Source organism: Brevundimonas sp. GW821-FHT12C05, from assembly GCF_058807475.1.
The window spans coordinates 200328-227018 of record NZ_JBXAQS010000002.1; the positions used below are offsets into that span (position 1 = coordinate 200328).

Genomic DNA, 26691 nt, shown 5'->3' on the forward strand with positions numbered 1-26691 from the left:
CGCCTACGCCGGCGTCATCCCGGCTCGCCGACCAGCGTGAACGCCGCCCAATAGGCCGGATGCGACCAGCGGCGCTCGGCGCGGACGGCGCGCTGGCCGGCCTGCAGCGCCCGGGCTCGGACGCCGGGATCGCCCGCGGCATGGCTGTCCAGATCGGCGAAGGTGGCGGTGATCAGGGTGGTGGTGGCCGCGTCCGACACCTCCCAGTGCGAGACCATCACCGACCGCGCGCCGGCGTAGAAAAAGGCTCGCGCCAGTCCCGACAGCCCCTCCCCGCCCGGCCGGCCGTCGGAGGCGGCGGTATTGCAGGCGGACAGGACCACGAACTCGGCGTTCAGCCTCAGTTGGGCGGCCTCGGAGGCGCTGAGATAGCCGTCATCAGCCTCCGTCGCCTCGTCCGGCGGGGTCATGACCAGCCCCGGCTCCGCGGCCGCGGAGCCCGCCATCAGGCCGTGGGTCGAAAAGACCACGAAGCGCGCCCGCGACAGGGCGTCGAAATCGACCGCCCGCACCGCATGCTCGGTCGCCTCCGAACCGATGCGGACGATGGAGTCGGGATAGCGGGCCTTGAGCGTCTCCAGCTCCAGCCGCGAGCCACGCAGATAGGGCAGAGCCTTGAGCCTGGCCACGTCGGCCAGACGACCGTCCATCACCGTATCAGCGGCGGGCGCGCCGCGCGTCGGATCGGCGGGCGCGCCGCTCAGCAGGGGCGCGCCGAAGGCGGCCAGCCGCAAGGGCCTGGCCGAGGCCCTCCCGCGCGGCGCGGCGACGGTCGGCATGGCCGGACAGCCGGGGCTACGCGCCGCCGGGTCGGCGACCAGATAGCAGCGCAGGGCCCGCAGGCTCGACACCGCCGGCAGGCTGGCCAGGGCGTAGCGGTCGGCCAGCCAGGGCGTGGCCGCCAGCGCATCCAGATCGGCGTCTTCGCCCTGGGGCGGCGCCGTGGTCAGCACCGACAGCGGCAGGGTCGACAGGGCGCCCGTGGTGACGGTGATCAGGGTGGTCTTGTCCTTGAAGGTCTCCTCCACCGGCAGGATCAGCTCGGCATAGAGACGATAGCTCTCGGCCCGGTCGAAGGGCGCCGGCTGACGGCCCGCGAACAAGGTCGGGTCCACGTCGTCGCCGCGCGGCGCGGCGGTGGCGCTGAGCGACAGGCGCAGCGTGTCGACCGCCGCCTTGAGCCGGGCCTCGTCCAGCGCCTCGGACCGGGTCCAGGCCACCCGCTCGCGGGTCACCGCCCAGACATAGGTCGCCTCGGGATTGGCCAGCACCAGCAGCAGGCCCTCGTCGGGACGCAGCAGCTGCTGGGTCTCGGCGATCGATAGCGCGCGCGGACTGGTCAGTTCGGAATAGGCGGGGAAGCGCGCCTCGATATCGGCGTCGATGACCGCCAGCCGGTCGGTCGCCGCCTCCCAGTCCGACTGGGCCCGGGTGCGGACGATCAGGTCGGCCGGATCGGTGGAGGCGTAGTGGCGCTCCAGTTCGCGCTCCAGCCGGTCGCGGCGCACGATCAGGTCCTCGCGCTCTTCGGCCAAACGGCCCAGCGCATCGTCGCCCTGGGCGAAGCGGGCGGACACCCGGGCCAGGGCGTCCGCGGCGTCCGAGGCGATCGCCCACTGGGCGGCCTCGAAGGCCTCGGCGCGCAGGGCGTCGGGCGTATCCGGATCCGCCGGAGCCTCGCCCGCCGCGAACAGCAGACCGACCGCCGCCAGGACCCCCGCCCAACGCATCAGTTGCTCAGCACCTGAATGCTGGTCCAGACGTCGCCCCGGTTGGAGATGGCGACGCGCATCTTGCCTCCGGCGCGCGAGGAGACGGTGCAGACCGGATAGTGGTCGCCGAAGCCGTCGCGGCAGACCGTCGTCCCACGCTGGTCGCGGATGGTCAGGTCGATGTCGGTGTCGCCGTCGCCGATGGCGGCGACCCGCAGCACCTCGCCCGCACGCGCGTCGACCTCGAAGCCCCAGCTTTCGCGGGCCTGAAGCTGTTTGACGGTGAACACCGGCCCCGCGCCAAAGGGCGAGGAGCGGACGCCGCGCGTCATCGGCTGGCGCAGGCGGTCGATGGCGTCGATGATCGGCTGGTTCCCCGCCGACAGGGCCGCGGCCTCGTCCAGCAGGCGGCCGGGGGTCAGGATCGGTTCGGGCCCCTCGCCCTGCCGGACGGGGACCTCGGACAACAGGCGGGCGGCCATGATCAGGGCGCCGGCGTCGCCGCGCTCGCGACCCCAGGCGGCCAGCTCGGCGGCGGTGACGGCCTGGGCGACTCCGCGGGCCTCGGGCGAAACGGCGGACTCGGGATCGGAGGTGAAGGCGGCCGCGCCCACGGCGGCGGTCAGGACCGCGGCGACCGCCAGCCCCTTCAAGACAGGCTTCATGCCGACCATGCGCGGATCCCCCAATGCCGTCGCCCCAACGCTGCGAAGAAGGGCGTCTCGAGGCCGATCATGCACTGTGCGGGCGTGGGAGAGAACAGGCTACTGATCGAAGCTGACGATAGGATAGGCTCCGGAGGTCAGCGGCTCTCCAGAACGGCCCCGTTCAGGATGCGGCGGTCCGCGCGCGACTGGACCAGGACCGCCACGGCCTGATCCGACGACGGGGCGTCCGGCAGGGCGTAGAGGACCGGGCGCCCCGCCCACGGACCCAGCACCCGCACGGATCGGACCACGTTCACATGCCGGACCTTCTGGCCGCGGTTGTCGCCCGAGGCGATCTCCACCGTCTGCGGACCCGGGGTGTAGAAGACGGCCACCACCTCGGCTCCACCCGATGGGGGCCGGCCCGAGCCGACGCCGACCCGGTCTCCGGTCTCGCGGAACTCGATCTGGGGCGGGAAGGTGCGGCGCAGCCCCTCCTCGTCGATGGCGGCCTGCAGCGCCTCGGCGGTGGCGGGGGCCTGGCGGCGGCCGTCGATCACCACCTGCGGCGTCGAAACGTTGCGCAGGCGCAGGGCATGGCGATAGTCGCGCTGACGCTGGGCGAACTCAGGCCGTGCGAAGGTGTCGGCCCAGCCCAGATAGTCCCAGTAGTCGACGGCGTAGGTCAGGACGATCACGCCCGGCTCGGCGGACACGGCTTCGACATGAGTATTGGCCTCGGGGCAGCCGGCGCAGCCCTGGGCGGTGAACAGCTCGACCACCACCGGCTCGGCCGGCGTCGCGCGATGGCGCACGCGCGTCGCCGACGGCTGGGCCGATGAGGCCGCCGCAAGCAGCGCGGTCAGGGCGACCGCGACAGGAAGTGTCCACCCCCGAGTGCGCATGCGGACACCTTAATCACGCCGGGCCGGCCCGCGCCGGTCATTTTCGCGTGAGGGGCGCGTCAGATCCGCCCGTCCGGCCCGCCCTCAGACCCGGATATCGAGCAGGCTGCCGGGGCGGGTCGATCGCAGGCCCGCATCGCCTTCGGAGGGCCGGGCCGCGACGGAACGGACCGGGGTGTCGCGCACCGGGGCCGGGGCGACGGACGCGGCGGCCTGCACGGCCGGGGCCGAAGCGTTCGACAGGACGGCCTGGAAGAAGGCTGACCGCGAGGCCTGGGCCGGAGACGAGGGCGCCTGCGACGGGAACAGCGGCGACGGAACGGGGGGGCGAATCGCGCTCATGCCGACAGGGTTAATGAAATCCGTCGGAAATGGGTTAACGCCCGCCCCGCAAGGATTCTAGCGGCCCTCTAGCGACTGGTGGCGGTCGGCAGAGGGCGCGGCGGGGCCTGGATGGCGGCGACCAGGCGCTCGATCTCCGCATCCTCCAGCATCGGGCCGGAGAATTTCGCCACCACATTGCCCATGGCGTCGACCGCGAAGGTCTCGGGCGCGCCGGTGATGCCCAGATCCAGCCCGGCCCGGCCCTCCTGGTCCACCAGGACCATCGAATAGGGATTGCCCAGCTCGTCCAGGAAGGCGCGGGTCTTGGCGGGATCGTCCTTCCACGCCACCCCGACGACGGCGACGCCGCGCGCCTTCAGGGCCATCAGCTTCGGATGCTCGGCGCGGCACGGGGTGCACCAGCTGGCGAAGACATTGATCAGCATCGGCTTGCCGACGCCGGCGGTCTTCAGGTCCACATGGCCGGGCCCGGCCTGGGCGCCGGTCAGCATGGGCAGGACGGTCTCGGGCACGGGTTGCCCCACGAGGGCCTCGGGCTTGACCGAGGGATCGCGCTTCAGCGACCAGCCGATGAACAGGGCGGCCAGGGCGGCCAGCACCACCAGCGGAACGACGGCGAACCAGCGACTCATTTCGGATCGGACTCCAGCCGCTTCAGCTCCGCCGACCAGCGCTGGGCCGCCGTCAGGGCGCGCGCGGCGAGCGCCGCCAGCACCACGGCGCTGATCCCCCAGGCCGGCCAGACGTAGGCGGCGTACTTGCCCATATCGAGATCAAGCATCATCAGGCCTCCAGAGCCTTGCGGGCGCGGATGGACAGCACCCGACGGCGCACGATCTCGGTGCGGATGGCGGTGATCCAGACGGCGAGGAAGAAGATCAGATAGGCCGCCATCATGACCAGCAGCGGGGCCAACATCCCCTCCGCCAGCGACGGTCCGTCGGCCCGGATCAGCGAGGCGGGCTGATGCAGGGTGTTCCACCAGTCGACCGAGAATTTCACGATCGGCAGGTTGATCAGGCCGACGAGGCCCAGCACCGCGGCGGCGCGCGCGGCCTTCGCCTCGTCGTCGATCGAGGCCCGCAGCGCCATATAGCCGATGTAGAAGAGCAGCAGGATCAGCTCGCTCATCAGCCGAGCGTCGCCCCAGACCCACCAGGCGCCCCACATCGGCTTGCCCCACAGACTGCCCGTGACCAGCGCCAGAAGCGTGTAGGCGGCCCCCGGAAGAGCCGCGCCGCGCGCCGCGGCGTCGGCCAGCGGATGGCGGAACACCAGGGCGAAGAAGCTGGAAACGCCCAGCGCGCCGTAGATCATCAGCCCGACCGAGGCGGCCGGAACATGCACGAACATGATCCGCACGGTGTCGCCCTGCTGGTAGTCCTCGGGGGCCGTGAAGGCGAGCCACGTCCCGACAATCAGCAGCACGGCGGTGGCCGCCCACAGCACCGGGACGAGCGGGCGCGTGAAGCGGGCGAAGCGGTCGGGATTGGCGAGGCCGAACATGATCGGGGTCTTTAGTCGCCTATCGCGCGTCGCGCTACTTGAGGCGTTGCGGGGGCCATGTGCTAGAGCGTCGCGCTCAGGCGAGGACCGACCATGACCGACGACGTGACCAAGGATTCCAACGGAAACATCCTCGCCGACGGCGACAGCGTGACTCTGATCAAGGACCTCAAGGTCAAGGGCTCGGGCGGAGTGACGCTGAAGCGCGGGACCCTGGTCAAGAACATCCGCCTGACCGGCGACACCGACGAGATCGAGGCCAATGTGGAGAAGGTGCGCGGCCTCGTCCTGCGCACCGAGTTCGTCAAGAAGGCCTGATCACCAGGCCGCCCTGATTACGAAGCCGTAAGTGGCTTGGCCCGGCGGCCTGCGGTAGCGCTTGCGAAATTGGAGGGATCCATGACCGCACGCGCCGCCGCCGCCCTGATGGGCGGCCTGACTCTCGCCCTATCGGCCACCCCCGCCTTCGCCCAGGCGACGCCGGATCCGGTCCCCGCCTTCATCACCGAGCCGCGCGACTGGTCCGCCACCCTGCGCGAGGACGCCACGGCGCTCCATGCTGTGATCATGGACAGCCACCCCGGGCCCTACGACGACCGCAACCCGACCTTCCGGGCCAAGGCCGACGCCAGCCTGGCCCTGGCGCTGCGGCGCGCCGAGACGACCCGGGACGCGGGCGGCTGGTGGTGGGCCATGCGCGCCTTCGTCGCCGGCTTCGACGACGGCCATGTGCAGATGGGGCTGAAGGACCAGAGCGGCGGCTTCCCCACCCGCTGGCCCGGCTTCCTGACCGCCTATCGGGGCGCCGACCAGGTCGTCGCCAACCGGGACGAGGCCGACGCCGACACCCCGCCGCTGGGGGCCAGGCTGATCGACTGCGACGGCGTCCCCGCCGACCGACTGGCGGCCGAACGCATCGGCGCCTTCCGGGGCCGCTGGTCGCTGGAAGCCCAGCACGTCGCCTTCGGCGACTGGATGTTCATGAACGCCTCCAATCCCTGGACCCCGGAGATGCGCGAGTGTCGGTTCGAGGCCGAGGGCCGGGTCCGCAGCTGGCCCCTGGCCTGGCGGCCCATCGCCTCGGCCGACCTCTCGGCGCGCCGGACGGCGGTCTCGGGACGGGGCGGCTACGAATTCGGCCTCAAGACCCTGGATGACGGCGGCGTCTGGCTGTCGGCGCCCTCCTTCAACGGCGACCCCGCTGGCCAGCCCCACGCCAAGCTCACCGCCATCCTGGCCCAGATGACCGAGCAGCAGGCCGCCCTGCGCGCCGCCCCCTATGTCGTGCTGGACCTGCGCGGCAACGGCGGCGGCTCCTCGCACTGGAGCGAACACATCGCCGTCGAACTGTGGGGTATCGACTGGGTGCGGGCGCACAATCTGCCGCCCATCGAAGCCATCGAATGGCGGGCCTCGGAGGCCAACCTGGCCACCCTGCAGTCCTATGTCGACGAATGGACCGCCGCCGGCGAGGACGCCGAACGCATCGACTGGGCCAGGAACGTCGTCGATGGCATGACCGCCGCCCGCGCCGAAGGGAAGCCCTATTTCCGCGACGCCGCCGGCCCGCGCGAGCCCGTCGCCCCCGGCCCGGCGCCCGCGCAGCTGGTCCACGGCCCGGTCTATGTCCTGACCGACGCCGGCTGCGGATCGGCCTGTCTCGACGCCGTCGACCTGTGGAAGTCCGAAGGCGCGATCCAGATCGGCCGCGAGACCTCGGCCGACACCGTCTACATGGACGTGCGCGGCGCCGAACTGCCCAGCGGCCTGGCCCAGCTGGCCATTCCGATGAAGGTCTGGCGCGGCCGCCAGCGCGGCAACAACGAGCCCCAGCTGCCGGCCCACGTCTTCGACGGGGACATGACCGACGACGCCGCCCTGGTCGCCTGGGTGAGATCGCTCGGCTAGGCGCGCTTGTGGCGCGCGCCGAACTCGGAAAGAACACGGGCGCCGGATATCCGGCGCGCCTTCCGCGAGGAAGAGGGGGACATCCGATGAAGACCACGGCCGCAATCGTCACCGGCCTTTGGGCTGTCCTCGCCGCCCCCGTCCTGGCGCAGGAGGCCGACCCCCAGGCGTGGATGGCGGAACCTCGCGACTGGTCCGCCACCCTGGTCCAGGATGCGACGGCGCTCCACGACATCGTCATCGACAGCCATCCGGGCGTTCACGACCCCCTTAACCCCGCGTTCAAGGGCCGGGTCGACGCCGGCCTGGCGCTGGCGCTCGAGCGGGCCAGGACCACGACCACACCCGGCGGCTGGTGGTGGGCGATGCGATCCTATGTCGCCGGCTTCGATGACGGCCACGTGCAGATCGGCCTGAAGGCCGGCTCCCTGCCCCTGCGCTGGCCGGGCTTCCTGACCACCTACCGGGGGGCGGATCAGATCGTGGCCGACCGTGACAAAAGCGATCCGGGCGCGCCACCCCTCGGCGCCCGCCTGATCGACTGCGACGGCGTGCCCGCAGAACGTCTGGCCGAAGAGCGCATCGGCGCCTTCCGCGGCCGCTGGTTCCTGCAGTCGCAGCGGGTCACCTTCGGCGATTGGCAATTCCTGAGCGCCGCCAATCCGTGGGTCACGGAGATGCGGACCTGCCGGTTCGAGAGCGACGGCCAGACGCGCGCCTACGCCCTGAACTGGCGGTCCGCCGACGGCGTGGATCTGCCCGCCCGCCGGGCCCGGCTGTCGCAGCGCGCCCACACCGCCATCGCGATGAAGACGCTGGCGGACGGCGGCTACTGGCTGTCCGCGCCCAATTTCGACGGCACGCCGGACACCGAGACGTTCCGCAGCCTGACGGCCCTTGTCGACGAGGCCCTGGCGAAACAGGCCGACCTGCGCCAGGCCCCCTATGTCGTGCTGGACCTGCGCGGCAACGGCGGCGGCTCGTCCCGCTGGGGAAGCCGGCTCGCGGTCGCTCTGTGGGGCCTCGACTGGGCGCGCGCCCACAACCTGGCGCCGATCGAGGCGATCGACTGGCGGGCCTCCGAGGCCAACCAAGCCCGAATGCAGGCCTATGCCGACGAAGCCCGGGCCGCCGGCCAGGACGCCCGGACCATCGCCGACTTCGAGGCCACGGCGAACGCGCTCGGCGCCGCCCGCGCTGCGGGCGAGATCTACTGGCGCGAGGCCGGCGGCTCTCCACAGCCCCGGCCCGTGGTTGAGCAACTGGTCCGGGGGCCGGTCTTCCTGCTGACCGACCCGGTCTGCGCTTCGGCCTGTCTGGACACCGTGGACCTGTGGAAGGCCCTGGGCGCGATCCAGGTCGGCGCCGAGACCTCGGCCGACACCGTCTACATGGAGATACGCCCCGCCGCCCTGCCCAGCGACCGGGCCGACGTCGCCATTCCCATGAAGGTCTGGCGCGGCCGGGCGCGGGGCAACAACGAGCCGCAGCGGCCGGTCCACCTCTATACCGGCGATCTCAGCGACGACGCCGCGGTCCAGGCTTGGATCGCGGGTCTGGCGGCTCCGAACTGACGTCCTGGCCCGAAACTAGCCCTGGGCGTTGCGGATCGCCGCGGCGCCCGCGAAGGGCGTGATGAGGCCGGCGAACAGGACATAGGCGACCAGGAAGGCCAACGCCGGGGCGGGCGACAGGCCGTTGGCGGCCCGCTCCAGCGCGCCCGCGCCGAACACCACGGGCGGGATGAACAGGGGCAGGACGACGACCGCGATCAGCAATCCGCCGCGCTTCGACCCCAGGGCCAGGGCCGCGCCCAGCGCCCCGGTCAGGGCGAAGCCGAGGCCGCCGATCAGGGCCGCCAGCGCCGCCAGCGGAGCCAGCGACGGCGGCAGGCCCAGGGTGATCGCCGCCACTGGAGCGGTAACCGCCAGCGGCCAGCCGACCGCCAGCCATTGCGCCTTGGCCTTGGCGATGACGGCCAGTTCCAGCGGGACGGGACCGAGGGTGATCAGGTCCAGCGTCCCATCCTCGAAGTCGCGCTCGAACAGCCTTTCCAGCGACAGGATCGACGAGACCGCCAGCGCCACCCAGGCGACGCCGCCGGCCACGGGCTTCAGCCCCGCCGGATCGCCTCCGGCCGCCAGCGGGACCAGCACCGTCAGGCACAGGAAGAAGCCGCAAGCCAGCAGGGGTCCGCCGCCGCCCGCCCAGGCCAGCGACAGCTCGCGCCGCCACAGGATCATCAGCGCCCTCACCGGCCCGCTCCGATGTCGAGCGTGCGGTGGGCGACCGGCAGGGGATCGTGGACAGCGGCGATGATGGTCCCACCCCGCTCCACGTGAGCCTGCATCAGCAGACCCAGCGCCGCGCGCCAGCGGGCGTCCAACGGGCTGAGCGGTTCGTCCAGCAGCCAGATCGGACGCTGCACGGCGATCAGCCGCGCGAAGGCCAGGCGGCGGCGCTGCCCGGCGGACAGCTTGCGCACCTCCAGATCCAGCAACGGCTCCAGCGCCAGCACATCGACCGCGGCCGCGACGCCGTCGGCCCCGGCGCCCAGCCATTGCGACTGGAAGACCAGTTCCTCACGGGCGCGGCGCGCGCCCTTCAACCCGTCCTGATGGCCCAACCAGTGCAGATGTTTCGTCCGCGCCTCGGCCGGATCGACCTCGGCGAAGGTCACGGTCCCGGCGTCCGGGCGCAGGAAACCGGCCAAGGCGCGCAGCAGGCTCGTCTTGCCCGCGCCATTGGCGCCGGTCAGGCCCAGGACCTCTCCGGACACGGCCGAAAACGAGAGATCGCGGAACAGGACGCGCTCGCCGCGGGACAGGGTCAGGCCGTTGGCGGCGATCATCAGGCACACCCCCAGTTGCGAACGTCTCTCAATACCCATGTCGGCGGCATGGATTCATGGACGGACAACGGAACCATCGCTATATGCGCGGTCGCCGCAGCAGGCGTTCGCCGCGCGCGTCGGGGACCTGTGCGCCCCGCCGTCAGCCGCGCGAGCGTGCAACCGGATTGTCGGGCGGCGTTGACCAGAGGAAGCCTCTCCATGCCGTCGAACGACAGCCTCAAGACCCGTCAGGACCTTTCCGTCGGGCGCAAGAAATACGCCTATTACAGCCTTCCCGCCGCCGAGGAAGCCGGTCTGGCCGGGATTTCCCGCCTGCCGCGCTCGATGAAGGTGCTTCTCGAGAACCTGCTGCGCAACGAGGACGGGGTTTCGGTCACCGAAGCCGACCTGCGCGCCGTCGCCGCCTGGATCGAGAACAAGGGCTCGGTCGAGCACGAGATCGCCTTCCGTCCGGCCCGCGTGCTCATGCAGGACTTCACCGGCGTTCCCGCCGTCGTCGACCTGGCCGCGATGCGCGACGCCATGTCGGCCCTCGGCGCCGATGCCACCAAGATCAACCCGCTGAACCCCGTCGACCTGGTCATCGACCACTCGGTCATGGTCGACCACTTCGGCACCGCCGGCGCCTTCAACCAGAACGTCGAGCGCGAGTACGAGCGCAACATCGAGCGCTACAACTTCCTGCGCTGGGGCTCCTCGGCCTTCAACAATTTCCGCGTCGTGCCCCCCGGCACCGGCATCTGCCACCAGGTGAACCTCGAGAACCTGGCCCAGACCGTCTGGACTCTGGAAGAGGGCAAGAAGACCGTCGCCTATCCCGACACCGTCGTCGGCACCGACAGCCACACCACCATGATCAACGGCCTGGCCGTCCTGGGCTGGGGCGTGGGCGGCATCGAGGCTGAAGCGGCCATGCTGGGCCAGCCGATCCCGATGCTGATTCCGGAAGTCATCGGCTTCCGCCTGACCGGCGCCATGACCGAGGGCACCACGGCCACCGACCTGGTGCTGACCGTCACCCAGATGCTGCGCAAGAAGGGCGTGGTCGGCAAGTTCGTCGAGTTCTTCGGTCCGGCCATCGCCGGCATGACCATCGAGGACCAGGCCACCATCGCCAACATGGCCCCGGAATACGGCGCCACCTGCGGCTTCTTCCCGGTGTCGCGCGCGACCATCGACTATCTGACGGCCACGGGCCGCGACAAGGCGCGCGTCGCCCTGGTCGAAGCCTACGCCAAGGCGCAAGGCCTGTGGATCGACGAAACCTCGGAAGACCCGGTCTTCACCGACGTTCTGGAGCTGGACATCTCGACCGTCGTGCCGTCGCTGGCCGGCCCCAAGCGTCCGCAGGACAAGGTCGAGCTGACCACCGCCGCGCCGCAGTTCGAAACGGCGCTGGGTGAAGTGTTCAGCCGTCCGGCCGACGCCCCGCGCGTCAAGGTCGAGGGCGAGAAGTTCGACCTCGGCGACGGCGATGTCGTCATCGCCGCCATCACCAGCTGCACCAACACCTCCAACCCGTCGGTCCTGATCGCCGCCGGCCTGGTCGCCCAGAAGGCCAACAAGCTGGGCCTGAAGGTCAAGCCGTGGGTCAAGACTTCGCTGGCCCCGGGCTCGCAGGTCGTCACCGACTATCTGACGGCCGCCGGCCTGCAGAAGGAGCTGGACGCCCTGGGCTTCAACCTGGTCGGCTACGGCTGCACCACCTGCATCGGCAACTCGGGCCCGCTGGCGGACACCGTCTCCAAGGCGATCAACGACAACGGCCTGGTCGGCGTGTCGGTCCTGTCGGGCAACCGCAATTTCGAAGGCCGCGTGAACCCGGACGTCCAGGCCAACTACCTGGCCTCGCCGCCGCTGGTCGTCGCCTACGCCCTGGCCGGTTCGATGCGCATCGACATCACCAAGGATCCGATCGGCAAGGACAAGAAGGGCAAGGACGTCTTCCTGAAGGACGTCTGGCCGACCACCGCCGAGATCGCCGCCATCCAGAAGAAGTCGGTCACCCCGGCCATGTTCGCCAAACGCTATGCGGACGTGTTCAAGGGCGACAAGCACTGGCAGGCCATCAAGGTCACCGGCGGCCAGACCTACGCCTGGGATGACAGCTCGACCTACGTCGCCAACCCGCCGTATTTCGAAGGCCTGTCGATGGAGCCGACCCCGGTCACCGACATCGTCGAGGCCCGTGTGCTGGCCATCTTCGGCGACTCGATCACCACCGACCACATCAGCCCGGCCGGTTCGATCAAGAAGACCTCGCCCGCCGGCGCCTATCTGACCAGCCGCGGCGTCGACGCCCTGGACTTCAACAGCTACGGCGCCCGCCGCGGCCACCACGAAGTCATGATGCGCGGCACCTTCGCCAACATCCGTATCCGCAACAAGATCACCCCGGATATCGAAGGCGGCGTGACCAAGCATTTCCCGTCGCAGGACACGATGTCCATCTACGACGCGGCCATGCGCTACCAGTCGGAAGGCCGTCCGCTGGTCGTCTTCGCCGGCAAGGAATACGGCACCGGCTCGTCGCGTGACTGGGCCGCCAAGGGCACCCGCCTGCTGGGCGTGCGCGCCGTCATCGCCGAAAGCTACGAGCGCATCCACCGCTCGAACCTGGTCGGGATGGGCGTCGTGCCGCTGCAGTTCAAGCAGGACGGCTGGCAGAAGCTGAACCTGACCGGCGAGGAGATCGTCACGATCCGCGGCCTGTCGGACGTCAACATCGGCAAGCTGCGTCCGCGTCAGGACCTGTGGGTCGAGCTGTTCCGCCCGTCGGACGGCAAGATGGCCCGCTTCCCGGTCCGCTGCCGCATCGATAACCAGACCGAGCTGGACTACTTCAAGGCCGGTGGCGTCATGCCCTATGTGCTGCGCAACCTCGCCGGCGGCGCGACCCCGGCGCCGGAAGCCGTCGCGGCGGAATAGCGCTCAAGCAGCGAGCCGCCGCGCGGCGAGCGATAGCGCAAAAAAGATGAGGGCCGGCGGAGCGATCCGCCGGCCCTTTTGTTTGGACGCCCGAGGAACAGCACGCCGTCCTGTTCAGATCACCAGGCGCAGAGCGATCGTGACGTCGGCGTCAGATGCGCCGTCTCGATCTTGCGCCAGCACAGGCTGTCCAGGCGCGGATGGATGTCCGCCGCCCAATCGGCGTTCCGACGCAGACGCTCCTGATGGCGTGACGCGGCCGCCGCGTCTTCATGGCATTCGAACCAGACGAAAACCGTCTCTCCCTCGCGAACCGGGAGCCTGGGAAAACCGTTCGCGCCTCGCTCCGTGACGAACACGGCGTCCACGCGCGCGCTGGCCCCCTGGAGGATCGGAAGTGCGTGATCGAGGAAGTCGCGCGCGAAATCGCCCTCCGTCCCGGGCGCCAGCGAACAGGTGTTCGCGATCACGACGCCTCCCGTTTCGGGCCGCCCCATCTCCTGCTTTCGCTGCAGATTGCGCGCGAAGGGCTGCATGCCGCCTGCCGATTTCAGGAGCAGCACATTGTCCGAGTTGAGCATCGTCGTGTTCGCGTCCGGCCCGTACCTTTTCCAGACCGCTCCTGAATAGAAGGACTGAAGCGCTTCCGTCCGCGCCTCCATGTCCCGGAATGAGCGCACCCAGACAAAGGCGTCGGGATCATCGCAGTCGCGAAACTCCCCCTCGATCCGCATCCCCAGCGCCTCCTGCGGCTCCACGAACTCCCGGTCGAACAGGCTGATCAGCGGTTCCCGCCCCCCGGGGCGCAGCCGGTAGCGGCGCAGTTCGAATATCGTGTGGGGTTCCATGCCCTCTCCAGACAGGTCGATCATCCTGTTTCAGGAAGAGGACGATTGACCTGTTTTGTCAAGATGCTTAGCCTCGGGGCCGCATGACCGAGAACAGAAGAACCAACGACCCCCAGGGCGTACGCCGCCGGATCGTCGACGCGGCGTATGACGCCTTCGTCAGTCAGGGTTATATGGCGACCGGGATGCTGGAGATCCGTGAAAGGGCTTCGGTGTCCGGCGGCGCCATGGCGCATCATTTTCCGGCGAAACGTCAGCTGGGGCTGGCGGTCATCCGCGACCGCGTGAGTCACGCCGTTCAGCAGACGTGGATCGAGCCGCTGGATGCATGCGTCGATGCACCTGCCGCCATCGATCTGATTTTCGAAGGCATTATCGGCGAACTGACGCCCAAGAGCTCGATTTCGGGCTGTCCGCTCAACAACATGGTCATGGAGGTCTCCCCCCATGATCCGGAAATGCGCGACGCTCTCAGCGAAATCTTCGCCGTCTGGCGCGACGCCTTGTCTGCGAAATTTCGGGCGGACCTGGCGTCAGGACGCGCCGATAATCTCCATCCGGACCGCTTTGCGACACTCGTGATCGCCGCCTATTCCGGCGCCATGGCGATGGCGAAGGCAGGCCAGACTGTTCGTCCGCTCGTCGAATCCCGAACCGAACTGGCGGCGCTCCTGGCGCTTAAATATCGCGCTGACTGAAGCCGCGTCAGAATCCCGGGGCTAGCCGTTGGAGCGATCCGGCGGCCGTCGCCACATCGCTTCATACGTCGCTCAACCCTTGAGCCATCCCTGGGCGCGCAGTTCGCCCACCCTGGCCCGCGACACCGGGGCCTCCAACCCGCCCGTCAGCCGTAGCCGCAGGTTCCGACCGTCCTCGAGCACGCCCTCCACGGCCGAACGGGCGACCCACCATGAGCGATGGGTGCGCGCGCCCTCCACGTCCTGCAAACCGGCCATCGCCTGCGACAGCGACATCAGGACCAGGGTCGAGCCGCGCGGGGTGTGAACCCGGACATAGTGGTCCTCCATCTGCAGGCACAGGACCTCGCGCCCCAGCGCGGGCGGCAGGCGATCGCGCGGGTCCGCCGACTCCGCGCTCGCTGCACCTCCCTCGGGACGGCGCTTCACCCACCACAGCAGCGCAGCCGTGGCGATCAGGCTGACCACCACGGACTGGGCGTACCATTCCAGTCGCGGCACCCGCCCGACCTCCGGCCACATGGCTCCCGCCAACAGGCGGCTGAGGATCGCGGCGGGCAGCGCCAGAAGCGCGATCACCGGCGGGACCCAGATCCAGGCGGAGATGCGTCGTCGCGCGGCGACGCTCGCGACCGACGGCACGATCAGGCCGAAGAAGGCCCAGCCGCCCCACAGGCTCAGCACCCAGTAGGCGACCCGCGCCAGAAGCGGACCGTTGGAATAGCTGCCGAACGGCCCGATCACACCCAGCAGCAGGCCGAGCGCCGTCGATACGGCGAACCCCGCCGCCGCCAGGCCTGTCCCCCATCGTTTCAACAGCCTCGAATCCATCGGCCGATCCTGACACAGCCCGGCAGGATGCGCATTCGCGCCCGCTCGCCAGATCACGCGCCCGTTGGCCCATTCACGCAATCGGCGTGGCGGGGCGGGTCCGGAGGCGAAAGAAGGCGGCTCCCGTTCTTCCGGAACCGCCTCATGTCCCTGACCGCCGCCCTCGCCGCCATCGCCCTCGCCACCGCCGCGCCGTCCGTACCCCCGCCCCCGTCCGGGTCCCCGACACAGGCCGCCGCGCAGGCCGAGACCGTTACGTTCACACGCCGCACGATCCCCGACGGCGATGTGGCTATCGAGGTCGGCGTCTGGCGCCCGACCGAAGTCCCCGCGGACGTTCGCCTCCCGCTGGTCGTCATCTCGCACGGCAATGGCGGCGACTATCGCGGGCATGAGGACACAGCCCGCGCCCTGGCGGCCGCCGGCTTCATCGTCGCGTCCCTGACCCATACCGGCGACAACTGGCGCGATCAGAGCCGGGCCACCGACGTGGCCCTGCGGCCGCGCCAACTGTCCCTGCTGATCGAGGCCATGGTGCAGGAGCCGGATGTGGATCCGAACCGTGTTGGAGCCTTCGGCTTTTCGGCGGGCGGGCTGACCGTCCTCACGGCGGCGGGCGCAGAGCCTGATCTGTCACGCGTCGCGGCGCACTGTCAGAGCCATCCGGCCTTCTATGACTGCCAACTGATCGCCGCCCGGGGCGTCCCGGCCTCGCGCGCGGATACGGTCTGGACCCACAACGCGCGCATCAGGGCGGTCGTCGCCGCCGCCCCCGCGCTGGGCTTCACCCTGACGCCCGAGCACCTGGCCGCCGTCACCCAGCCCGTGCAGCTGTGGCGGGGAGAGAACGACCGCGTCCTGCCGTCACCCTTCTACGTCGAGCCGGTGCGCGACGGCCTGCCCCGCCCGCCGGAGGTCCACACGGTTCCGGGCGCCGGCCATTTCGACTTCCTGCCGCCCTGCTCGCCGCAGCTGGCGGCCAACGCGCCGATGATCTGCGCGCCCACCCCGGGCTTCGACCGGGCCGCCTTCCACGAGACCTTCAATCGCGAGATCGTCCGCTTCTTCCGCCGGACGCTGGTCAGCGGAAACTCCTGACGCCTTGGCTTGTCGCCCATGCGACCGTATCTGACGGATCGCGGCGCCATAATGCCGGCTATGAACCGGCCGCTGACAAAACCCGCACTGTGCGAATTTTCCACGTCATGGAAATCAGTGACTTACGTGGAATTTTCGCACTGTTCGCACTCGCTTTTTCTGCAATCAGCGCCCGAACACCTCGACCCCGACCTCGCCCGTGGTCGTCAGCCAGGCCCGCTTCATGCCCTGGCTGTTGAACGGGGCGGCGATATTGCCCGCGCGGTCCAGCGCGATCAGGCCGCCGTCGCCGCCCAGCGATCCGATGTCGTCGATCACGGCGCGCGCGGCCTCGCTCAACGATTGACCGGCGGCCACCCGCCACGCGGTCTGGGCGCAGGCGGCGACGCGGATGAAGTATTCGCCCTGGCCGGTGCCCGAGACGGCGACGTTGCCGTCGGCCCAGGTCCCCGCCGCCGGGATCGGCGTGTCGCCGACCCGTCCGGGCATCTTGCCGAACACGCCCGCGGTCGAGGTCGCGGCGGCTAGCCGACCCTCGGCGTCCAGCACGCAGCAGCCGACGGTGCCGTGGCTCAACGTCCCCGGCGGATGATTGTCCTCGCCCTGGCCGGCGCGGGTGAACCAGGCCTCCTCGTCGGCAATGGGCTCCAGTCCCTGGTCCAGCGCGAACAGGGCCGCGCCCTCTCCGGCCAGCATGACGTGGGGGGTGCGGTCCATCACCGCGCGCGCGGCGATCACCGGGTTGCGGAAGCCCTGCAGGGCGGCGACCGCGCCCGCCCGGCGGGTCGCACCGTCCATGAGGCTGGCGTCCAGCTCATAGGCCCCCGCGAGATTGGGCGACGCGCCCCGTCCGGCGACGTACAGGCCGGAATCCTCCAGCATCGTCACCGCCTCAACGGCCACGTCCAGGGCCGAGGCGCCAGCGTCCAGGCGCGCCTTCATCGCCTCCACCACCTCGCGCATGTGCACGACCTCGCGATCGTAGTTGCGCTCGCGCCGGGCGCCCGCGCCGCCGTGGAGGATGAGGGCCGTCATTCGCTCTGTCTCCTGATCGCCCCTTTTCAACGGGCGTGGCGCTGCTTAGCGTCCCAATGACGCGAGCGCCACGGGCGTGCGCTCCCTCCTCCCAAGGATCAACAATGCGCGCTGTTCTCTCCAAGGCCCCCGGCGGCCCCGACACCCTGGTGGTCGAGGAGGTCCTGGACCCCCGCCCGATGAAGGGCGAGGTCGTCATCGAGGTGAAGGCCATCGGCGTGAACTTCCCCGACACGTTGATCATCGAGGACAAATACCAGTTCAAGCCGCAGCGGCCCTTCTCGCCGGGCGGCGAGGTGGCCGGGATCGTCGAGGCGGTCGGCGAGGGCGTGAAGGGCATCTTCAAGGGCGACCGGGTCATCGCCGTCCCCGGCTGGGGCGGCATGGTCGAGCGGCTGGCCGTGCCCGCCGCCTCGGTGATCAAGATCCCGGACGGCATGGACTTCCAGACCGCCGCCGCCCTCGTCATGACCTACGGCACCTCCTACTACGCCCTGAAGGACCGGGCGCAGCTGAAGGCGGGCGAAAGCCTGCTGGTGCTCGGCGCCGCGGGCGGCGTCGGCGTCGCGGCGGTCGAATTGGGCAAGGCCATGGGCGCCCACGTGATCGCCGCCGCCTCGACCAACGACAAGGTCCAGTTCGCCCTCGAGGCCGGGGCCGACAACGGCCTGATCTATCCGTCGGGCAAGATGGACAAGGCGGCCCAGAAGGAACTGTCCGGCGAGCTGAAGCTGGCCTCGGGCCGCGACGGTCCGGACGTGGTCTATGACGGCGTCGGCGGCGACTATTGCGAGCCGGCCCTGCGCGCCATGGACTGGAACGGCCGCTATCTGGTGGTCGGCTTCCCGGCGGGCATTCCGTCCCTGCCGCTGAACCTGACCTTGCTCAAGTCGGTGTCGGTGATCGGGGTGTTCTGGGGCGCGGCCGTCGCCCGTGATCCGGGCATCCACGCCGCCAACATGGCCGACCTGTTCAAGTTCTGGAGCGAAGGCAAGATCCGCCCGCGCATCAGCCGCACCTTCCCGCTGGAGCGCGCCCACGAGGCCATCCAGGCCCTGGGCGACCGCTCGGTCATGGGCAAGGTCGTCGTCACGATCGAGGACTGACGTGACCGACTTCCAGATCGGTCCGCATCTCGATCCGGCGCGGATCGGACCGGTCTTCCGGCGCGCCGGGCGGCTGCACATGCCCGATTTCCTGGACGCCGCCGGCGCGGCGCGGCTGCATACGGCGCTGACGTCGTCCACTGCCTGGTCCCGGTCTCTCATGCTGGGCCACAAGGCCTTCACCCTGCCGACGGCGGACTGGGACGCCCTGCCCGCGGACAATCGGGCCGAACTGGAAGCGGGCATGCTCCAGGAGGCGCGCGCCGGATTTCAGTACGCCTTCGACACCTGGCCGGTGTCGGATGAGATCGAGGCCGGCCGTCGGAACGGGCATCCGGCCGAGGCCTTCCACGACTTCCTCAACAGTCCGGCGTTTCTGGACTGGATCCGGGAGACGACGGGCGACGGCCGCGCGGCCTATTGCGACGCCCAGTGCACCCGTTATCGGCCCGGCGACTATCTGAACCGCCATACCGATGCGGCCGAAGGCAAGAACCGGCTGTTCGCCTATGTGATGAACCTGACGCCCGGCTGGAGCGTCGACTGGGGCGGCCTGCTCCAGTTCATCGACCAGGACGGCCATGTCGCCGAGGCCTACACCCCGGCCTTCAACGCCCTGAACATCTTCAAGGTGCCGCAGCCGCACTCGGTGTCCCTGGTCGCGCCCTTCGCCGGCGGCGACCGGCTGGCCATCACCGGCTGGATCCGGTCAAGGCGGCCGGACTAGTCCTTCAGCCGCTCCAGCGCCTCTTCGGCCTGCTTGCGGTGCCGGCTCTTGATGTTGGCGCCCAGGGTGGCGATCAGGGCCGCGATCACCGCCGCGTCGTCGGTGAAGCCGATGCCGGCGAAGATGTCGGGAATGGCGTCGATCGGCAGGACGAAATAGGCCAGCGCGCCCATCATGATCCCCTTGGCCGCCATCGGCGTCTCGGGATCGCGGGCGGAGTAGTAGACGCTGACCAGCTGGGCCGCGAACGGAATCCGGGCCGCGGTCCGCCGCAGCTTCGGCCAGAAGCCCTTTCGGACCCTAACCTCGTTGACCTGCAGCACCGAGGGCACGAGCGCCCTGGACGGGTCCAGCGCCTCATCAGGCGTCACAGGTTTGGCTTTGGCGGTCATGGCGGCTAAATCCCCCGCGACATTACTCGGTTCACACAAGACATAGGGGCTCCGGCCATGAAACTCGACAGCAGCATCGCCGCAGTGGTCACCGGCGGGGCCTCGGGCCTCGGTGAAGGCACGGCTCGCGCCATCGCCGCCACGGGCGCCCGGGTCGCCCTGTTCGACCTGAACGAGGAGAAGGGCGAGGCCGTCGCCGCCGAGATCGGCGGCGTCTTCTGCAAGGTCGATGTCACCGACGACGAGAGCGTCGCCGCCGCCTTCGCCAAGGCCCGCGCCGCCCACGGCCAGGAACGCCTGACCGTCAACTGCGCCGGCATCGCCACGGGCCAGAAGACCGTCAGCCGCAAGAAGGACACCGGCGAGATCCGCGCCCACGACATGGCCGGTTTCGAGCGCACCGTGCGGGTCAACCTGTTCGGCACCTTCCGCGTCCTGTCCCAGTCGGCGGCGGGCATGGTGACGCTGGAGCCCATGGCCGACGGCGAGCGTGGCCTGATCGTCAACACCGCCTCGGTGGCCGCCCAGGACGGCCAGATCGGTCAGGCGGCCTATTCGGCGTCCAAGGGCGGCGTCTACGCCATGACCCTGCCGGTCGCCCGCGACCTCGCCCAGGAAGGCATCCGCTGCAACACCATCCTGCCCGGCATCATGTGGACGCCGATGATGGCCGGCATGGACCAGAAGATCCAGGACGCCCTGGCCGCCGCCATCCCCTTCCCGAGCCGCCTGGGCACGCCCTCCGACTACGCCTCGCTGGTGCTGGAACTGGCCCGCAACGTCTACATCAACGGCGAGTGCATCCGTCTCGACGGCGCGATTCGTCTGGCTCCGCGCTAAATTCGCGAAAGGGGGCTTGCGAGGGTCCGCGAGGGTCCGCTATACGCCCCCTCCTCGACACGGGACGGCCTCGCCGTTCCACGGAGTGCGGGCGTAGCTCAGTGGTAGAGCACAACCTTGCCAAGGTTGGGGTCGAGAGTTCGAATCTCTTCGCCCGCTCCAGTCGACTTTGGAAAAGGGCCGTCCTTCGGGGCGGCCCTTTCTTCGTCTGGGCTTCGGCGAAAGCGGCCCATTGACCCGCTACCTGGCCCTTGGGATCATCGGCAAGACGCAGAGACCCGGCACGCGCGGAGAGTTCTCGTGCCGCCCGAGCGTGCAGTCAGGGCCGAGATTTCGGCGCCGGTGAGGAAGGGCTCGGGATGTTCGGTTCGAAGAAGCTCAACGATCTGATGGAGCAGCTCAGGCCCGACCTGAACCGGGAATCGCTCGGCGTCGGCCCCGACTTCCCTGGCGTCGCCCCGAACCCTCTGCTGAGCAGCGATGCCCGCAAGCGCAATGCGGAACTGCGTACGGGGGCGCTCGCGCTCGGCGTTCTCGTCGACTGGCGGGAGGTCAACAGCAATCCACGCGTCGTCCTGATGTTCGACGTGGATACCGCCGAGGGCGTCTCGTTCCGCGGTATCGCGGACGAAGATCTCACGATCACCGAACTCACCCGGCTCGCTCCAGGACAGACGTTGCCCGTGCGTTACCGGCCGGCCGTCATGGACCACTACGTCGCCCTTGCCCGGGATGCGGACCCCGCCCAGGTGCGGCAGCTTTCCGACGAGATGGCGAGCCGCAAGCGGGCCTGACCCGAAGCCTCAGATTCGCTTCAGCCGCTTGGCGTGGCCGCCGACCATGTTCAGGGCGATGCGGTCAGGCAGGTGCTTGGCCAGGCTGGCCAGCACATTGTTCATGGCCCCCGGCGTCACCTTGGGCCGGTTGGCCTCGACGGCGTCGTAGCCGACGCGGGCGACATGGTCGGCGGTCTGCCACATCCAGGCCGGATAGGCGGTCGAGACCTCGTCGCGGGTGCCGTTGACGTCGTGAAACTCGGTCAGGGTGTAGCCGGGGCACAGGGCCGTGACGTGCACCCCCGTGTCCCTGAGCTCCAGGTGCAGCCCCTGCGACGCCTTGATCAGGAAGCTCTTGATCGGCCCGTACAGGGTGTCCCCGCCGGTGGCGGGCATCTGCCCGGCCAGCGACGCCACATTGAGGATGCGGCCATGACTGCGGGCGACCATGTCGGGCGCGAACAGCCGGGCCAGCTCGATCGGCGCCGTCAGCATGACCCGGATCATCGCCGCATGCGCCGCCGGATCGGTGTTGAGGAAGCCGGCGGTCCGGCTGAAGCCCGCGTTGTTGACCAGCCCGTCGACCTCGATCCCGCGCAGGGCCAGGGCGTCGAACAGGCGGCGCGGCGCCTCCGGATCGGCGAGGTCTTCCGGAATGACGGTGACGGCCGAGCCGACGCGCCGCAGGTCCTCGGCCAGCGCTTCCAGAGGACCTTCACGGCGCGCGGTCAGGACCAGGTCCCAGCCCTCGGCGGCGTAGACGCGGGCCAAGGCCGCGCCGATGCCCGCGGAGGCTCCGGTGATCAGGACGGTGCGGCGCCGGCCGGGGTTCACGCGCGGATCAGGCCGCGACGGGGCAGGACTTGTGCGGCGTGAAAGCCGCCAGCGAAGGCGGGTTCTCAGCCAGCAGATCGGCGATGGTGACCTTGGACAGGGCGTCCGCCGCGGCCAGTTCGGCGGCGGTCAGGGCCTTGGCCACCTGACGCGGAATATGCTCGCTGACCGGACAACCCTTGGCCCCCGCGGGCGGCGAGCCGATATGGGCGCAGCCGTTCACGGCGGCCAGCACCTCATCCAGCCGGATATCCTCCGGACGGCGCAGCAGCCAGGCCCCGCCGGACGCGCCGGGACGGGTGGCGATCAGGCCGGCCTTGGCCAGCAGGGCGGTCACCCGGCGCACGACGACGGGATTGGTCGGCACGGAAGCGGCCAACACCGCGCTGGGCGCGGCGTCGGCGGCCGAATAGGCGCCCTTGTGGGCCAGATAGGCCAGGGAGTGGGCGGCGACGGGAAAGCGTTGGCTGTCGGACATGGGCCCTCGTTTCAGACCCCAAGATAGGCATTCGCAGGGCGTTTCACAAACCGACGTAGCCTTCGCACCTGCAGCACGATTGAATCGCCCAATGAAAGAGCCTAAAGGCTCGCGGCTCTTTTGATGGGGCCGCGTTGAGCGGAGCCCCGGAGGAACTTCATGGCCGGGGCCTCTCCCCAAGCTGAAGATGGCGCGAACGCCGCCAGCCAGCCGTCCAGCACCGACAGCGCCGCCGCCCAGACCCCGCCTTCGCAGGCGGAGATGCACGGGCACGGCCACGCCGTCGGCAAGATGGGCAAGTTCGGTCTGATCATCGGCGCCATCGGCGTCGTCTTCGGCGACATCGGCACCAGCCCGCTCTACGCCCTGCGCGAAGCGATCGCCCATGCCCGCGACGGCGTCGGCGGCGACCTGGCCGTGATCGGCGTGGTCTCGCTGGCCTTCTGGGCGCTGATGGTGGTGGTGACGTTCAAATACGTCTTCTTCCTCATGCGCGCGGACAACAAGGGCGAGGGCGGCACCCTGGCCCTGATGGCCCTGGCCCAGCACGCCATCGGCCGACGCAGCGCCCTGATCTTCCTGCTCGGCGTCTGCGGCGCCGCCCTGTTCTACGGCGACGGCATCATCACCCCCGCCATCTCGGTGCTTTCCGCCATCGAGGGGGTCAAGGAGGCCCCCGGCATCGGCGGAGCCCTGGATCCCTTCATCGTGCCGGTCGCCGCCGGCATCCTGGTCGCCCTGTTCCTGCTGCAGGCCCGGGGCACGGCCGGCCTGGCCAAGTATTTCGGCCCGATCACCGCTGTCTGGTTCCTGAGCCTGGGCGTGCTGGGCCTGATCCACATCTTCGACGACGTCTCGATCCTGCGCGCCCTGTCGCCCCACTACGGGGTTCAGCTGCTGCTCAACGACGGCTTCCTGGGCTTCGTCATCCTGGGCAGCGTCTTCCTGGCGGTGACCGGCGCCGAGGCGCTGTATGCGGACATGGGCCATTTCGGCAAGGCGCCGATCCGCGCCGGCTGGCTGTATTTCGTCCTGCCCTGCCTGACGCTGAACTACCTCGGCCAGGGCGCCCTGATCCTCGCTCACCCCGGCGCCGCCGAGAACCCGTTCTGGAGCATGGTGCCGCAGGTCATCTACTGGCCGATGCTGGCGCTCGCCACGGCGGCCACGGTGATCGCCTCGCAGGCCGTCATCACCGGCGCCTTCTCGGTGACCCAACAGGCGGTCCAGCTGGGCCTGCTGCCTCGCATCCAGATCCTGAACACCTCGGAAAGCCAGGCGGGCCAGATCTTCGTGCCGGCGGTCAACAGCCTGCTGATGATCGGGGTTCTGGTGCTGCTGTTCGTGTTCCAGAGCTCGCACAACCTGACCGCCGCCTATGGCGTGGCGGTGACCGGGGTGATGCTGATCAACACACTGATGGCCTGGTTCGTCATCACCAAGAAGTGGAACTGGCCGATCTGGGCCGTGCTGGGCTGCCTGATCCCGTTCGGCTTCATCGACAGCGTCTTCCTGACCTCCAACCTGCTGAAGATCCCGCAGGGCGCCTGGATGCCGCTGGTGCTGGGCGCGGCCCTGGTGCTGCTGATGTGGACCTGGGTGCGCGGCACCCAGATCCTGTCGGCCAAGACCCGCAAGGACAGCCTGCCGCTGCTCGACCTGATCGAGATGCTGCGCGCCCGCCCGCCGCACCGCGCCCCGGGCACGGCCATCTTCCTGACCAGCGACCCGGACATCGCCCCGGTGGCCCTGATGCACAACCTCAAGCACAACAAGGTGCTGCACGAGAAGAACGTCATCCTGACCGTGCGCACCACGGACCGGCCGCGCGTCGATCCGGCCAACCGGGTCTCGATCGAGCCGATCTCCGACGACTTCAAGAAGCTGGTCATCTCCTACGGCTTCATGGAGCAGCCCAATGTGCCCAAGGCGCTGGGCGTGTGCCGCAAACAGGGTTTGAAGTTCGACATCATGTCGACGAGCTTCTTCCTCGGTCGCCGCTCGGTCATCGCCTCGGCCACCGAGGGCATGCCGATGTGGCAAGACCGGCTGTTCATCTTCCTGATGCGCAACGCCGCCAACCCGACCGACTTCTTCCACATCCCGCCCGGCCGCGTGGTCGAGTTGGGCACACAGGTTTCCGTATGACCGGACGTGACACCGGCCGGAACTCGGCCTCCCGCGGGCGCCGCATGGCCGACAAGGCGCGCGGCCCCCGTCCGCCGCGGGTGGACGCCCCGCGCGACGAGGCCGCCGATATCGGCGTCGAGGCCCGCCTGGCCGCCGGCGTGCTGCTGAACGCGGCGCTGGAAGGCCGGGGCGGTCTGGACGCCGCCCTGAACTTCCGTGAGGTGGCCTCGCTGGAAGGCCCCGACCGCGCCTTCGCCCGCGCCGTGGCCATGGCCGCCCTGCGCCGCCTGGGCGAGATCGACCAGATCCTGGACCGCCGCCTGCAGAAGGCGCCGCCGCTGGCCATCCGCACCATCCTGCGCGTCGCCCTGGCCCAGACCCTGGTGCTGGAGACTCCGGCCTTCGCGGCGGTGTCGACGGCGGTGAAGCTGGCCGAGCGCGATCCCAAGACCCGGCCCTACAAGAACCTGGTCAACGCCGTGCTGCGTGGCGTCGGCCGCGACGGTCCGGGCCTGACCACGGCCGAGAGCAACCTGCCCGAATGGCTGGCCGCCCGCTGGAAAGCGACGTGGGGCGAGGCCGGTCTGACCGCCCTGGCGCTGGCCGCGCGCGAGGAGCCGGCGACGGACCTCAGCGTCAAGCCGGAGGCCGATCCCGCCGAAGTGGCCGCCCTGGTCGAAGGCGAAGCCCTGCCGGGCGGAACCGTCCGCACCGGCCGTCGCGGCGACGTGGCGACCTGGCCGGGCTTCGAGGACGGGACCTGGTGGGTGCAGGACGCCGCCGCCGCCGTCCCCGTCCGTCTGCTGGCCCCCAAGGCCGGGGAATCCATCATTGACCTCTGCGCCGCGCCGGGCGGCAAGACCCTGCAACTGGCCGCTTCGGGCGCTTCCGTCGTGGCTCTGGATCGGTCGGACACCCGCCTGAAGCGCCTGCGCGCCAATCTGGAGCGCACCGGGCTGGAGGCCGAGATCGTGGTCACCCCGGCCGAGGACTGGGAGGACGACCGCGCCTTCGACGCCGTCCTGCTGGACGCGCCCTGCACGGCCACCGGCACCTTCCGCCGCAATCCCGAGGTCCTGCGCGCCACCAAGCCGGCCGAGGTCGCCAAGCTGGCCGACGTGCAGCATCGCCTGTTGGACGCCGCCGCCGAGCGGGTGAAGCCGGGCGGGCGCATGGTCTATTGCGTCTGTTCGCTGGAGCGCGAAGAGGGCGAGACCCAGATCATCGCCTTCCTGCGTCGCAATCCGGCCTTCCGGACCGTCCCCGCCGTCCCCGCCGAGGTCGGCGCGCCGGACGAGGCGCTGACCCCCGAGGGCTGGCTGCGCATCCTGCCGTCCATGTGGGCGGAAAAGGGCGGGCTGGACGGCTTCTTCGTCGCCCGGCTGGACCGCGTCAGCTGAGCGCCGGCTCCATCACCACATAGCTGGGCTTGATCCGGGGCTGGAAGCCCAACGTCTCATAGAAGGCGATGGTGGCCGTGTGCCCGATGCGGGCGTGCAGGAAGACCGTGTCGCCCCGATCCAGAATACGTTGGCCCACGGCCCGCATCAGCGCCCCCGCATAGCCGTGCCCGCGATGGTCGGGGTGGGTGCAGACGCCGCTGACCTCGCTGAAGCCCTCCAGGCTCAGCCGCTCGCCGGCCATGGCCACCAGCGCCCCGTCATGCCGGATGCCGATGAAGGGGCCGAGCAGATGGGTCCTGGAGAAGAACGGCCCCGGTTGCGTCAGCGAGGCCATCGCCAGCATCTCGGGCCCGTCCGCATCGGTCAGGGCCTCGAACGCGACCTCCCGGCCGCCGGCGTTCATGGCCGTCGCCGTCATTTGCAGGCAGTCGATCCGGTCGACCTCGACCAGCCCGCGCGGCGCCGCCGCATCGGTCTCGAACAGGGCGACCCGGCCGGTCTCGCGGGCCAGGGCGACCCAGTCGTCGGCTGTCGCGTCCGGTCCGGCGGCGGCGAACAGGGCGTAGGCCGGATCGAACCGCAGCACGCCGCCCCCACGGATCGAGAGCGGCGCCTGACGGGTGGACAGGGCGTTCCAGACGGCGCGGTCGAGCGGATGGTTCGAGGACATGCCCCTACCTAATCGCCCCG

28 protein-coding genes and 1 tRNA gene are annotated in these 26691 nt (G+C 70.0%); 13 read left to right on the plus strand and 16 right to left on the minus strand.

What is annotated here, in order from left to right:
• Positions 1 to 14 precede the first annotated feature (14 nt).
• The 7 genes from AC1RRF_RS10295 to ccmC all read right to left on the minus strand — a co-directional run bounded on the left by AC1RRF_RS10295 (position 15) and on the right by ccmC (position 5115).
• The gene (locus AC1RRF_RS10295) at positions 15 to 1730 is read right to left on the minus strand and encodes a CHAT domain-containing protein (RefSeq protein WP_492834344.1); all 1716 of its coding nucleotides are present in this window, start codon (positions 1728 to 1730) and stop codon (positions 15 to 17) included.
• Positions 1730 to 2377 carry a hypothetical protein gene (locus AC1RRF_RS10300; protein WP_492834345.1) on the minus strand — a complete coding sequence of 216 codons (648 nt, stop codon included), beginning with the start codon at positions 2375 to 2377 and terminating at the stop codon, positions 1730 to 1732. The genes AC1RRF_RS10295 and AC1RRF_RS10300 overlap by 1 nt, the downstream gene beginning before the upstream one ends.
• A gap of 137 nt (positions 2378 to 2514) precedes the next feature.
• Positions 2515 to 3264 (minus strand): DUF1223 domain-containing protein, encoded by a 750-nt coding sequence (locus AC1RRF_RS10305; RefSeq protein WP_492834346.1) that lies wholly within the window; start codon positions 3262 to 3264, stop codon positions 2515 to 2517.
• Between the two features lie 84 nt (positions 3265 to 3348).
• On the minus strand, positions 3349 to 3606 hold the full coding sequence (locus tag AC1RRF_RS10310; protein WP_492834347.1) for a hypothetical protein: 258 nt from the start codon (positions 3604 to 3606) through the stop codon (positions 3349 to 3351).
• A gap of 68 nt (positions 3607 to 3674) precedes the next feature.
• Positions 3675 to 4241 carry a DsbE family thiol:disulfide interchange protein gene (locus AC1RRF_RS10315; RefSeq protein WP_492834348.1) on the minus strand — a complete coding sequence of 189 codons (567 nt, stop codon included), beginning with the start codon at positions 4239 to 4241 and terminating at the stop codon, positions 3675 to 3677.
• Positions 4238 to 4390 (minus strand): heme exporter protein CcmD, encoded by a 153-nt coding sequence (gene ccmD, locus AC1RRF_RS10320; RefSeq protein WP_492834349.1) that lies wholly within the window; start codon positions 4388 to 4390, stop codon positions 4238 to 4240. The genes AC1RRF_RS10315 and ccmD overlap by 4 nt, the downstream gene beginning before the upstream one ends.
• A gap of 2 nt (positions 4391 to 4392) precedes the next feature.
• A complete protein-coding gene (gene ccmC / locus AC1RRF_RS10325; protein WP_492834350.1) occupies positions 4393 to 5115 on the minus strand; it encodes a heme ABC transporter permease CcmC in 723 nt (240 codons plus the stop codon).
• A 93-nt stretch (positions 5116 to 5208) separates the two neighbouring features.
• Between ccmC and AC1RRF_RS10330 the strand changes: the two genes are divergently transcribed.
• From AC1RRF_RS10330 to AC1RRF_RS10340, 3 genes are all read left to right on the plus strand, one after another.
• Entirely contained in the window at positions 5209 to 5433 is a 225-nt protein-coding gene (locus tag AC1RRF_RS10330) for an alkylphosphonate utilization protein (RefSeq protein WP_055754537.1), read from the plus strand.
• An 81-nt stretch (positions 5434 to 5514) separates the two neighbouring features.
• Positions 5515 to 7023: a S41 family peptidase gene (locus AC1RRF_RS10335; protein ID WP_492834351.1), complete on the plus strand. Its 1509-nt coding sequence runs from the start codon at positions 5515 to 5517 to the stop codon at positions 7021 to 7023.
• A gap of 86 nt (positions 7024 to 7109) precedes the next feature.
• Positions 7110 to 8597, plus strand: coding sequence for a S41 family peptidase (locus tag AC1RRF_RS10340; protein WP_492834352.1), 1488 nt, complete (start codon positions 7110 to 7112; stop codon positions 8595 to 8597).
• Between the two features lie 15 nt (positions 8598 to 8612).
• On the opposite strand, the gene ccmB is transcribed toward AC1RRF_RS10340, so the two are convergent.
• Together ccmB and ccmA are read right to left on the minus strand one after the other, a co-directional pair.
• Entirely contained in the window at positions 8613 to 9278 is a 666-nt protein-coding gene (gene ccmB / locus AC1RRF_RS10345) for a heme exporter protein CcmB (protein ID WP_492834353.1), read from the minus strand.
• Positions 9275 to 9883, minus strand: a complete 609-nt coding sequence (ccmA, locus tag AC1RRF_RS10350) for a heme ABC exporter ATP-binding protein CcmA (protein ID WP_492834795.1) — start codon at positions 9881 to 9883, stop codon at positions 9275 to 9277. The genes ccmB and ccmA overlap by 4 nt, the downstream gene beginning before the upstream one ends.
• A 192-nt stretch (positions 9884 to 10075) precedes the next feature.
• On the opposite strand from ccmA, the gene acnA reads away from it, so the two are divergent.
• The gene (acnA, locus tag AC1RRF_RS10355) at positions 10076 to 12805 is read left to right on the plus strand and encodes an aconitate hydratase AcnA (RefSeq protein WP_492834354.1); all 2730 of its coding nucleotides are present in this window, start codon (positions 10076 to 10078) and stop codon (positions 12803 to 12805) included.
• 119 nt (positions 12806 to 12924) lie between these two features.
• Here the strand turns inward: acnA and AC1RRF_RS10360 are convergent, their stop codons facing one another.
• Positions 12925 to 13677, minus strand: coding sequence for an NIPSNAP family protein (locus AC1RRF_RS10360; RefSeq protein WP_492834355.1), 753 nt, complete (start codon positions 13675 to 13677; stop codon positions 12925 to 12927).
• A gap of 59 nt (positions 13678 to 13736) precedes the next feature.
• On the opposite strand from AC1RRF_RS10360, the gene AC1RRF_RS10365 reads away from it, so the two are divergent.
• On the plus strand, positions 13737 to 14351 hold the full coding sequence (locus AC1RRF_RS10365; protein WP_492834356.1) for a TetR/AcrR family transcriptional regulator: 615 nt from the start codon (positions 13737 to 13739) through the stop codon (positions 14349 to 14351).
• 72 nt (positions 14352 to 14423) lie between these two features.
• On the opposite strand, the gene AC1RRF_RS10370 is transcribed toward AC1RRF_RS10365, so the two are convergent.
• Entirely contained in the window at positions 14424 to 15182 is a 759-nt protein-coding gene (locus AC1RRF_RS10370) for a LytTR family DNA-binding domain-containing protein (protein WP_492834357.1), read from the minus strand.
• 144 nt (positions 15183 to 15326) lie between these two features.
• Here AC1RRF_RS10370 and AC1RRF_RS10375 point away from each other — a divergent pair, with 144 nt between their 5' ends.
• Complete coding sequence (locus AC1RRF_RS10375; RefSeq protein ID WP_492834358.1) at positions 15327 to 16280, plus strand: alpha/beta hydrolase family protein; 954 nt, start codon at positions 15327 to 15329, stop codon at positions 16278 to 16280.
• Positions 16281 to 16445: 165 nt separating this feature from the next.
• Here AC1RRF_RS10375 and AC1RRF_RS10380 read toward each other — a convergent pair whose 3' ends face one another.
• The gene (locus tag AC1RRF_RS10380; RefSeq protein WP_492834359.1) at positions 16446 to 17315 is read right to left on the minus strand and encodes an isoaspartyl peptidase/L-asparaginase family protein; all 870 of its coding nucleotides are present in this window, start codon (positions 17313 to 17315) and stop codon (positions 16446 to 16448) included.
• A 104-nt stretch (positions 17316 to 17419) separates the two neighbouring features.
• Here AC1RRF_RS10380 and AC1RRF_RS10385 point away from each other — a divergent pair, with 104 nt between their 5' ends.
• Positions 17420 to 18421, plus strand: a complete 1002-nt coding sequence (locus AC1RRF_RS10385; protein ID WP_492834360.1) for an NADPH:quinone oxidoreductase family protein — start codon at positions 17420 to 17422, stop codon at positions 18419 to 18421.
• A 1-nt stretch (position 18422) separates the two neighbouring features.
• On the plus strand, positions 18423 to 19148 hold the full coding sequence (locus AC1RRF_RS10390) for a 2OG-Fe(II) oxygenase (RefSeq protein WP_492834361.1): 726 nt from the start codon (positions 18423 to 18425) through the stop codon (positions 19146 to 19148).
• Here the strand turns inward: AC1RRF_RS10390 and AC1RRF_RS10395 are convergent.
• Entirely contained in the window at positions 19145 to 19540 is a 396-nt protein-coding gene (locus tag AC1RRF_RS10395) for a YkvA family protein (RefSeq protein ID WP_492834362.1), read from the minus strand. The genes AC1RRF_RS10390 and AC1RRF_RS10395 overlap by 4 nt on opposite strands.
• A 57-nt stretch (positions 19541 to 19597) precedes the next feature.
• Here AC1RRF_RS10395 and AC1RRF_RS10400 point away from each other — a divergent pair, with 57 nt between their 5' ends.
• The 3 genes from AC1RRF_RS10400 to AC1RRF_RS10410 all read left to right on the plus strand — a co-directional run bounded on the left by AC1RRF_RS10400 (position 19598) and on the right by AC1RRF_RS10410 (position 21174).
• Entirely contained in the window at positions 19598 to 20380 is a 783-nt protein-coding gene (locus tag AC1RRF_RS10400) for an SDR family oxidoreductase (RefSeq protein WP_492834363.1), read from the plus strand.
• 87 nt (positions 20381 to 20467) lie between these two features.
• Positions 20468 to 20542: transfer RNA gene (locus tag AC1RRF_RS10405), tRNA-Gly, on the plus strand.
• A 197-nt stretch (positions 20543 to 20739) separates the two neighbouring features.
• Entirely contained in the window at positions 20740 to 21174 is a 435-nt protein-coding gene (locus AC1RRF_RS10410; RefSeq protein ID WP_492834364.1) for a hypothetical protein, read from the plus strand.
• A 9-nt stretch (positions 21175 to 21183) separates the two neighbouring features.
• Here the strand turns inward: AC1RRF_RS10410 and AC1RRF_RS10415 are convergent, their stop codons facing one another.
• Positions 21184 to 21990, minus strand: a complete 807-nt coding sequence (locus AC1RRF_RS10415) for an SDR family NAD(P)-dependent oxidoreductase (RefSeq protein ID WP_492834365.1) — start codon at positions 21988 to 21990, stop codon at positions 21184 to 21186.
• Positions 21991 to 21997: 7 nt separating this feature from the next.
• The gene (locus AC1RRF_RS10420) at positions 21998 to 22468 is read right to left on the minus strand and encodes an Rrf2 family transcriptional regulator (RefSeq protein ID WP_492834366.1); all 471 of its coding nucleotides are present in this window, start codon (positions 22466 to 22468) and stop codon (positions 21998 to 22000) included.
• A 159-nt stretch (positions 22469 to 22627) separates the two neighbouring features.
• Here AC1RRF_RS10420 and AC1RRF_RS10425 point away from each other — a divergent pair, with 159 nt between their 5' ends.
• Together AC1RRF_RS10425 and AC1RRF_RS10430 are read left to right on the plus strand one after the other, a co-directional pair.
• The gene (locus AC1RRF_RS10425; protein WP_492834367.1) at positions 22628 to 24616 is read left to right on the plus strand and encodes a potassium transporter Kup; all 1989 of its coding nucleotides are present in this window, start codon (positions 22628 to 22630) and stop codon (positions 24614 to 24616) included.
• Positions 24613 to 25998 (plus strand): RsmB/NOP family class I SAM-dependent RNA methyltransferase, encoded by a 1386-nt coding sequence (locus tag AC1RRF_RS10430; protein ID WP_492834368.1) that lies wholly within the window; start codon positions 24613 to 24615, stop codon positions 25996 to 25998. Before AC1RRF_RS10425 ends, AC1RRF_RS10430 begins: the two co-directional genes overlap by 4 nt.
• On the opposite strand, the gene AC1RRF_RS10435 is transcribed toward AC1RRF_RS10430, so the two are convergent.
• On the minus strand, positions 25991 to 26671 hold the full coding sequence (locus tag AC1RRF_RS10435; protein ID WP_492834369.1) for a GNAT family N-acetyltransferase: 681 nt from the start codon (positions 26669 to 26671) through the stop codon (positions 25991 to 25993). The two genes, AC1RRF_RS10430 and AC1RRF_RS10435, sit on opposite strands and share 8 nt — an antisense overlap.
• Positions 26672 to 26691: the final 20 nt, after the last annotated feature.

Coding starts and splice junctions, on each gene's coding strand:
- AC1RRF_RS10295 (WP_492834344.1), bottom strand. CDS start 1,730: ATGCGTTGGGCGGGGGTCCTGGCGGCGGTCGGTCTGCTGTTCGCGGCG.
- AC1RRF_RS10300 (WP_492834345.1), bottom strand. CDS start 2,377: ATGAAGCCTGTCTTGAAGGGGCTGGCGGTCGCCGCGGTCCTGACCGCC.
- AC1RRF_RS10305 (WP_492834346.1), bottom strand. CDS start 3,264: ATGCGCACTCGGGGGTGGACACTTCCTGTCGCGGTCGCCCTGACCGCG.
- AC1RRF_RS10310 (WP_492834347.1), bottom strand. CDS start 3,606: ATGAGCGCGATTCGCCCCCCCGTTCCGTCGCCGCTGTTCCCGTCGCAG.
- AC1RRF_RS10315 (WP_492834348.1), bottom strand. CDS start 4,241: ATGAGTCGCTGGTTCGCCGTCGTTCCGCTGGTGGTGCTGGCCGCCCTG.
- ccmD (WP_492834349.1), bottom strand. CDS start 4,390: ATGCTTGATCTCGATATGGGCAAGTACGCCGCCTACGTCTGGCCGGCC.
- ccmC (WP_492834350.1), bottom strand. CDS start 5,115: ATGTTCGGCCTCGCCAATCCCGACCGCTTCGCCCGCTTCACGCGCCCG.
- AC1RRF_RS10330 (WP_055754537.1), top strand. CDS start 5,209: ATGACCGACGACGTGACCAAGGATTCCAACGGAAACATCCTCGCCGAC.
- AC1RRF_RS10335 (WP_492834351.1), top strand. CDS start 5,515: ATGACCGCACGCGCCGCCGCCGCCCTGATGGGCGGCCTGACTCTCGCC.
- AC1RRF_RS10340 (WP_492834352.1), top strand. CDS start 7,110: ATGAAGACCACGGCCGCAATCGTCACCGGCCTTTGGGCTGTCCTCGCC.
- acnA (WP_492834354.1), top strand. CDS start 10,076: ATGCCGTCGAACGACAGCCTCAAGACCCGTCAGGACCTTTCCGTCGGG.
- AC1RRF_RS10360 (WP_492834355.1), bottom strand. CDS start 13,677: ATGATCGACCTGTCTGGAGAGGGCATGGAACCCCACACGATATTCGAA.
- AC1RRF_RS10365 (WP_492834356.1), top strand. CDS start 13,737: ATGACCGAGAACAGAAGAACCAACGACCCCCAGGGCGTACGCCGCCGG.
- AC1RRF_RS10370 (WP_492834357.1), bottom strand. CDS start 15,182: ATGGATTCGAGGCTGTTGAAACGATGGGGGACAGGCCTGGCGGCGGCG.
- AC1RRF_RS10375 (WP_492834358.1), top strand. CDS start 15,327: ATGTCCCTGACCGCCGCCCTCGCCGCCATCGCCCTCGCCACCGCCGCG.
- AC1RRF_RS10380 (WP_492834359.1), bottom strand. CDS start 17,315: ATGACGGCCCTCATCCTCCACGGCGGCGCGGGCGCCCGGCGCGAGCGC.
- AC1RRF_RS10385 (WP_492834360.1), top strand. CDS start 17,420: ATGCGCGCTGTTCTCTCCAAGGCCCCCGGCGGCCCCGACACCCTGGTG.
- AC1RRF_RS10395 (WP_492834362.1), bottom strand. CDS start 19,540: ATGACCGCCAAAGCCAAACCTGTGACGCCTGATGAGGCGCTGGACCCG.
- AC1RRF_RS10400 (WP_492834363.1), top strand. CDS start 19,598: ATGAAACTCGACAGCAGCATCGCCGCAGTGGTCACCGGCGGGGCCTCG.
- AC1RRF_RS10410 (WP_492834364.1), top strand. CDS start 20,740: ATGTTCGGTTCGAAGAAGCTCAACGATCTGATGGAGCAGCTCAGGCCC.
- AC1RRF_RS10420 (WP_492834366.1), bottom strand. CDS start 22,468: ATGTCCGACAGCCAACGCTTTCCCGTCGCCGCCCACTCCCTGGCCTAT.
- AC1RRF_RS10425 (WP_492834367.1), top strand. CDS start 22,628: ATGGCCGGGGCCTCTCCCCAAGCTGAAGATGGCGCGAACGCCGCCAGC.
- AC1RRF_RS10430 (WP_492834368.1), top strand. CDS start 24,613: ATGACCGGACGTGACACCGGCCGGAACTCGGCCTCCCGCGGGCGCCGC.
- AC1RRF_RS10435 (WP_492834369.1), bottom strand. CDS start 26,671: ATGTCCTCGAACCATCCGCTCGACCGCGCCGTCTGGAACGCCCTGTCC.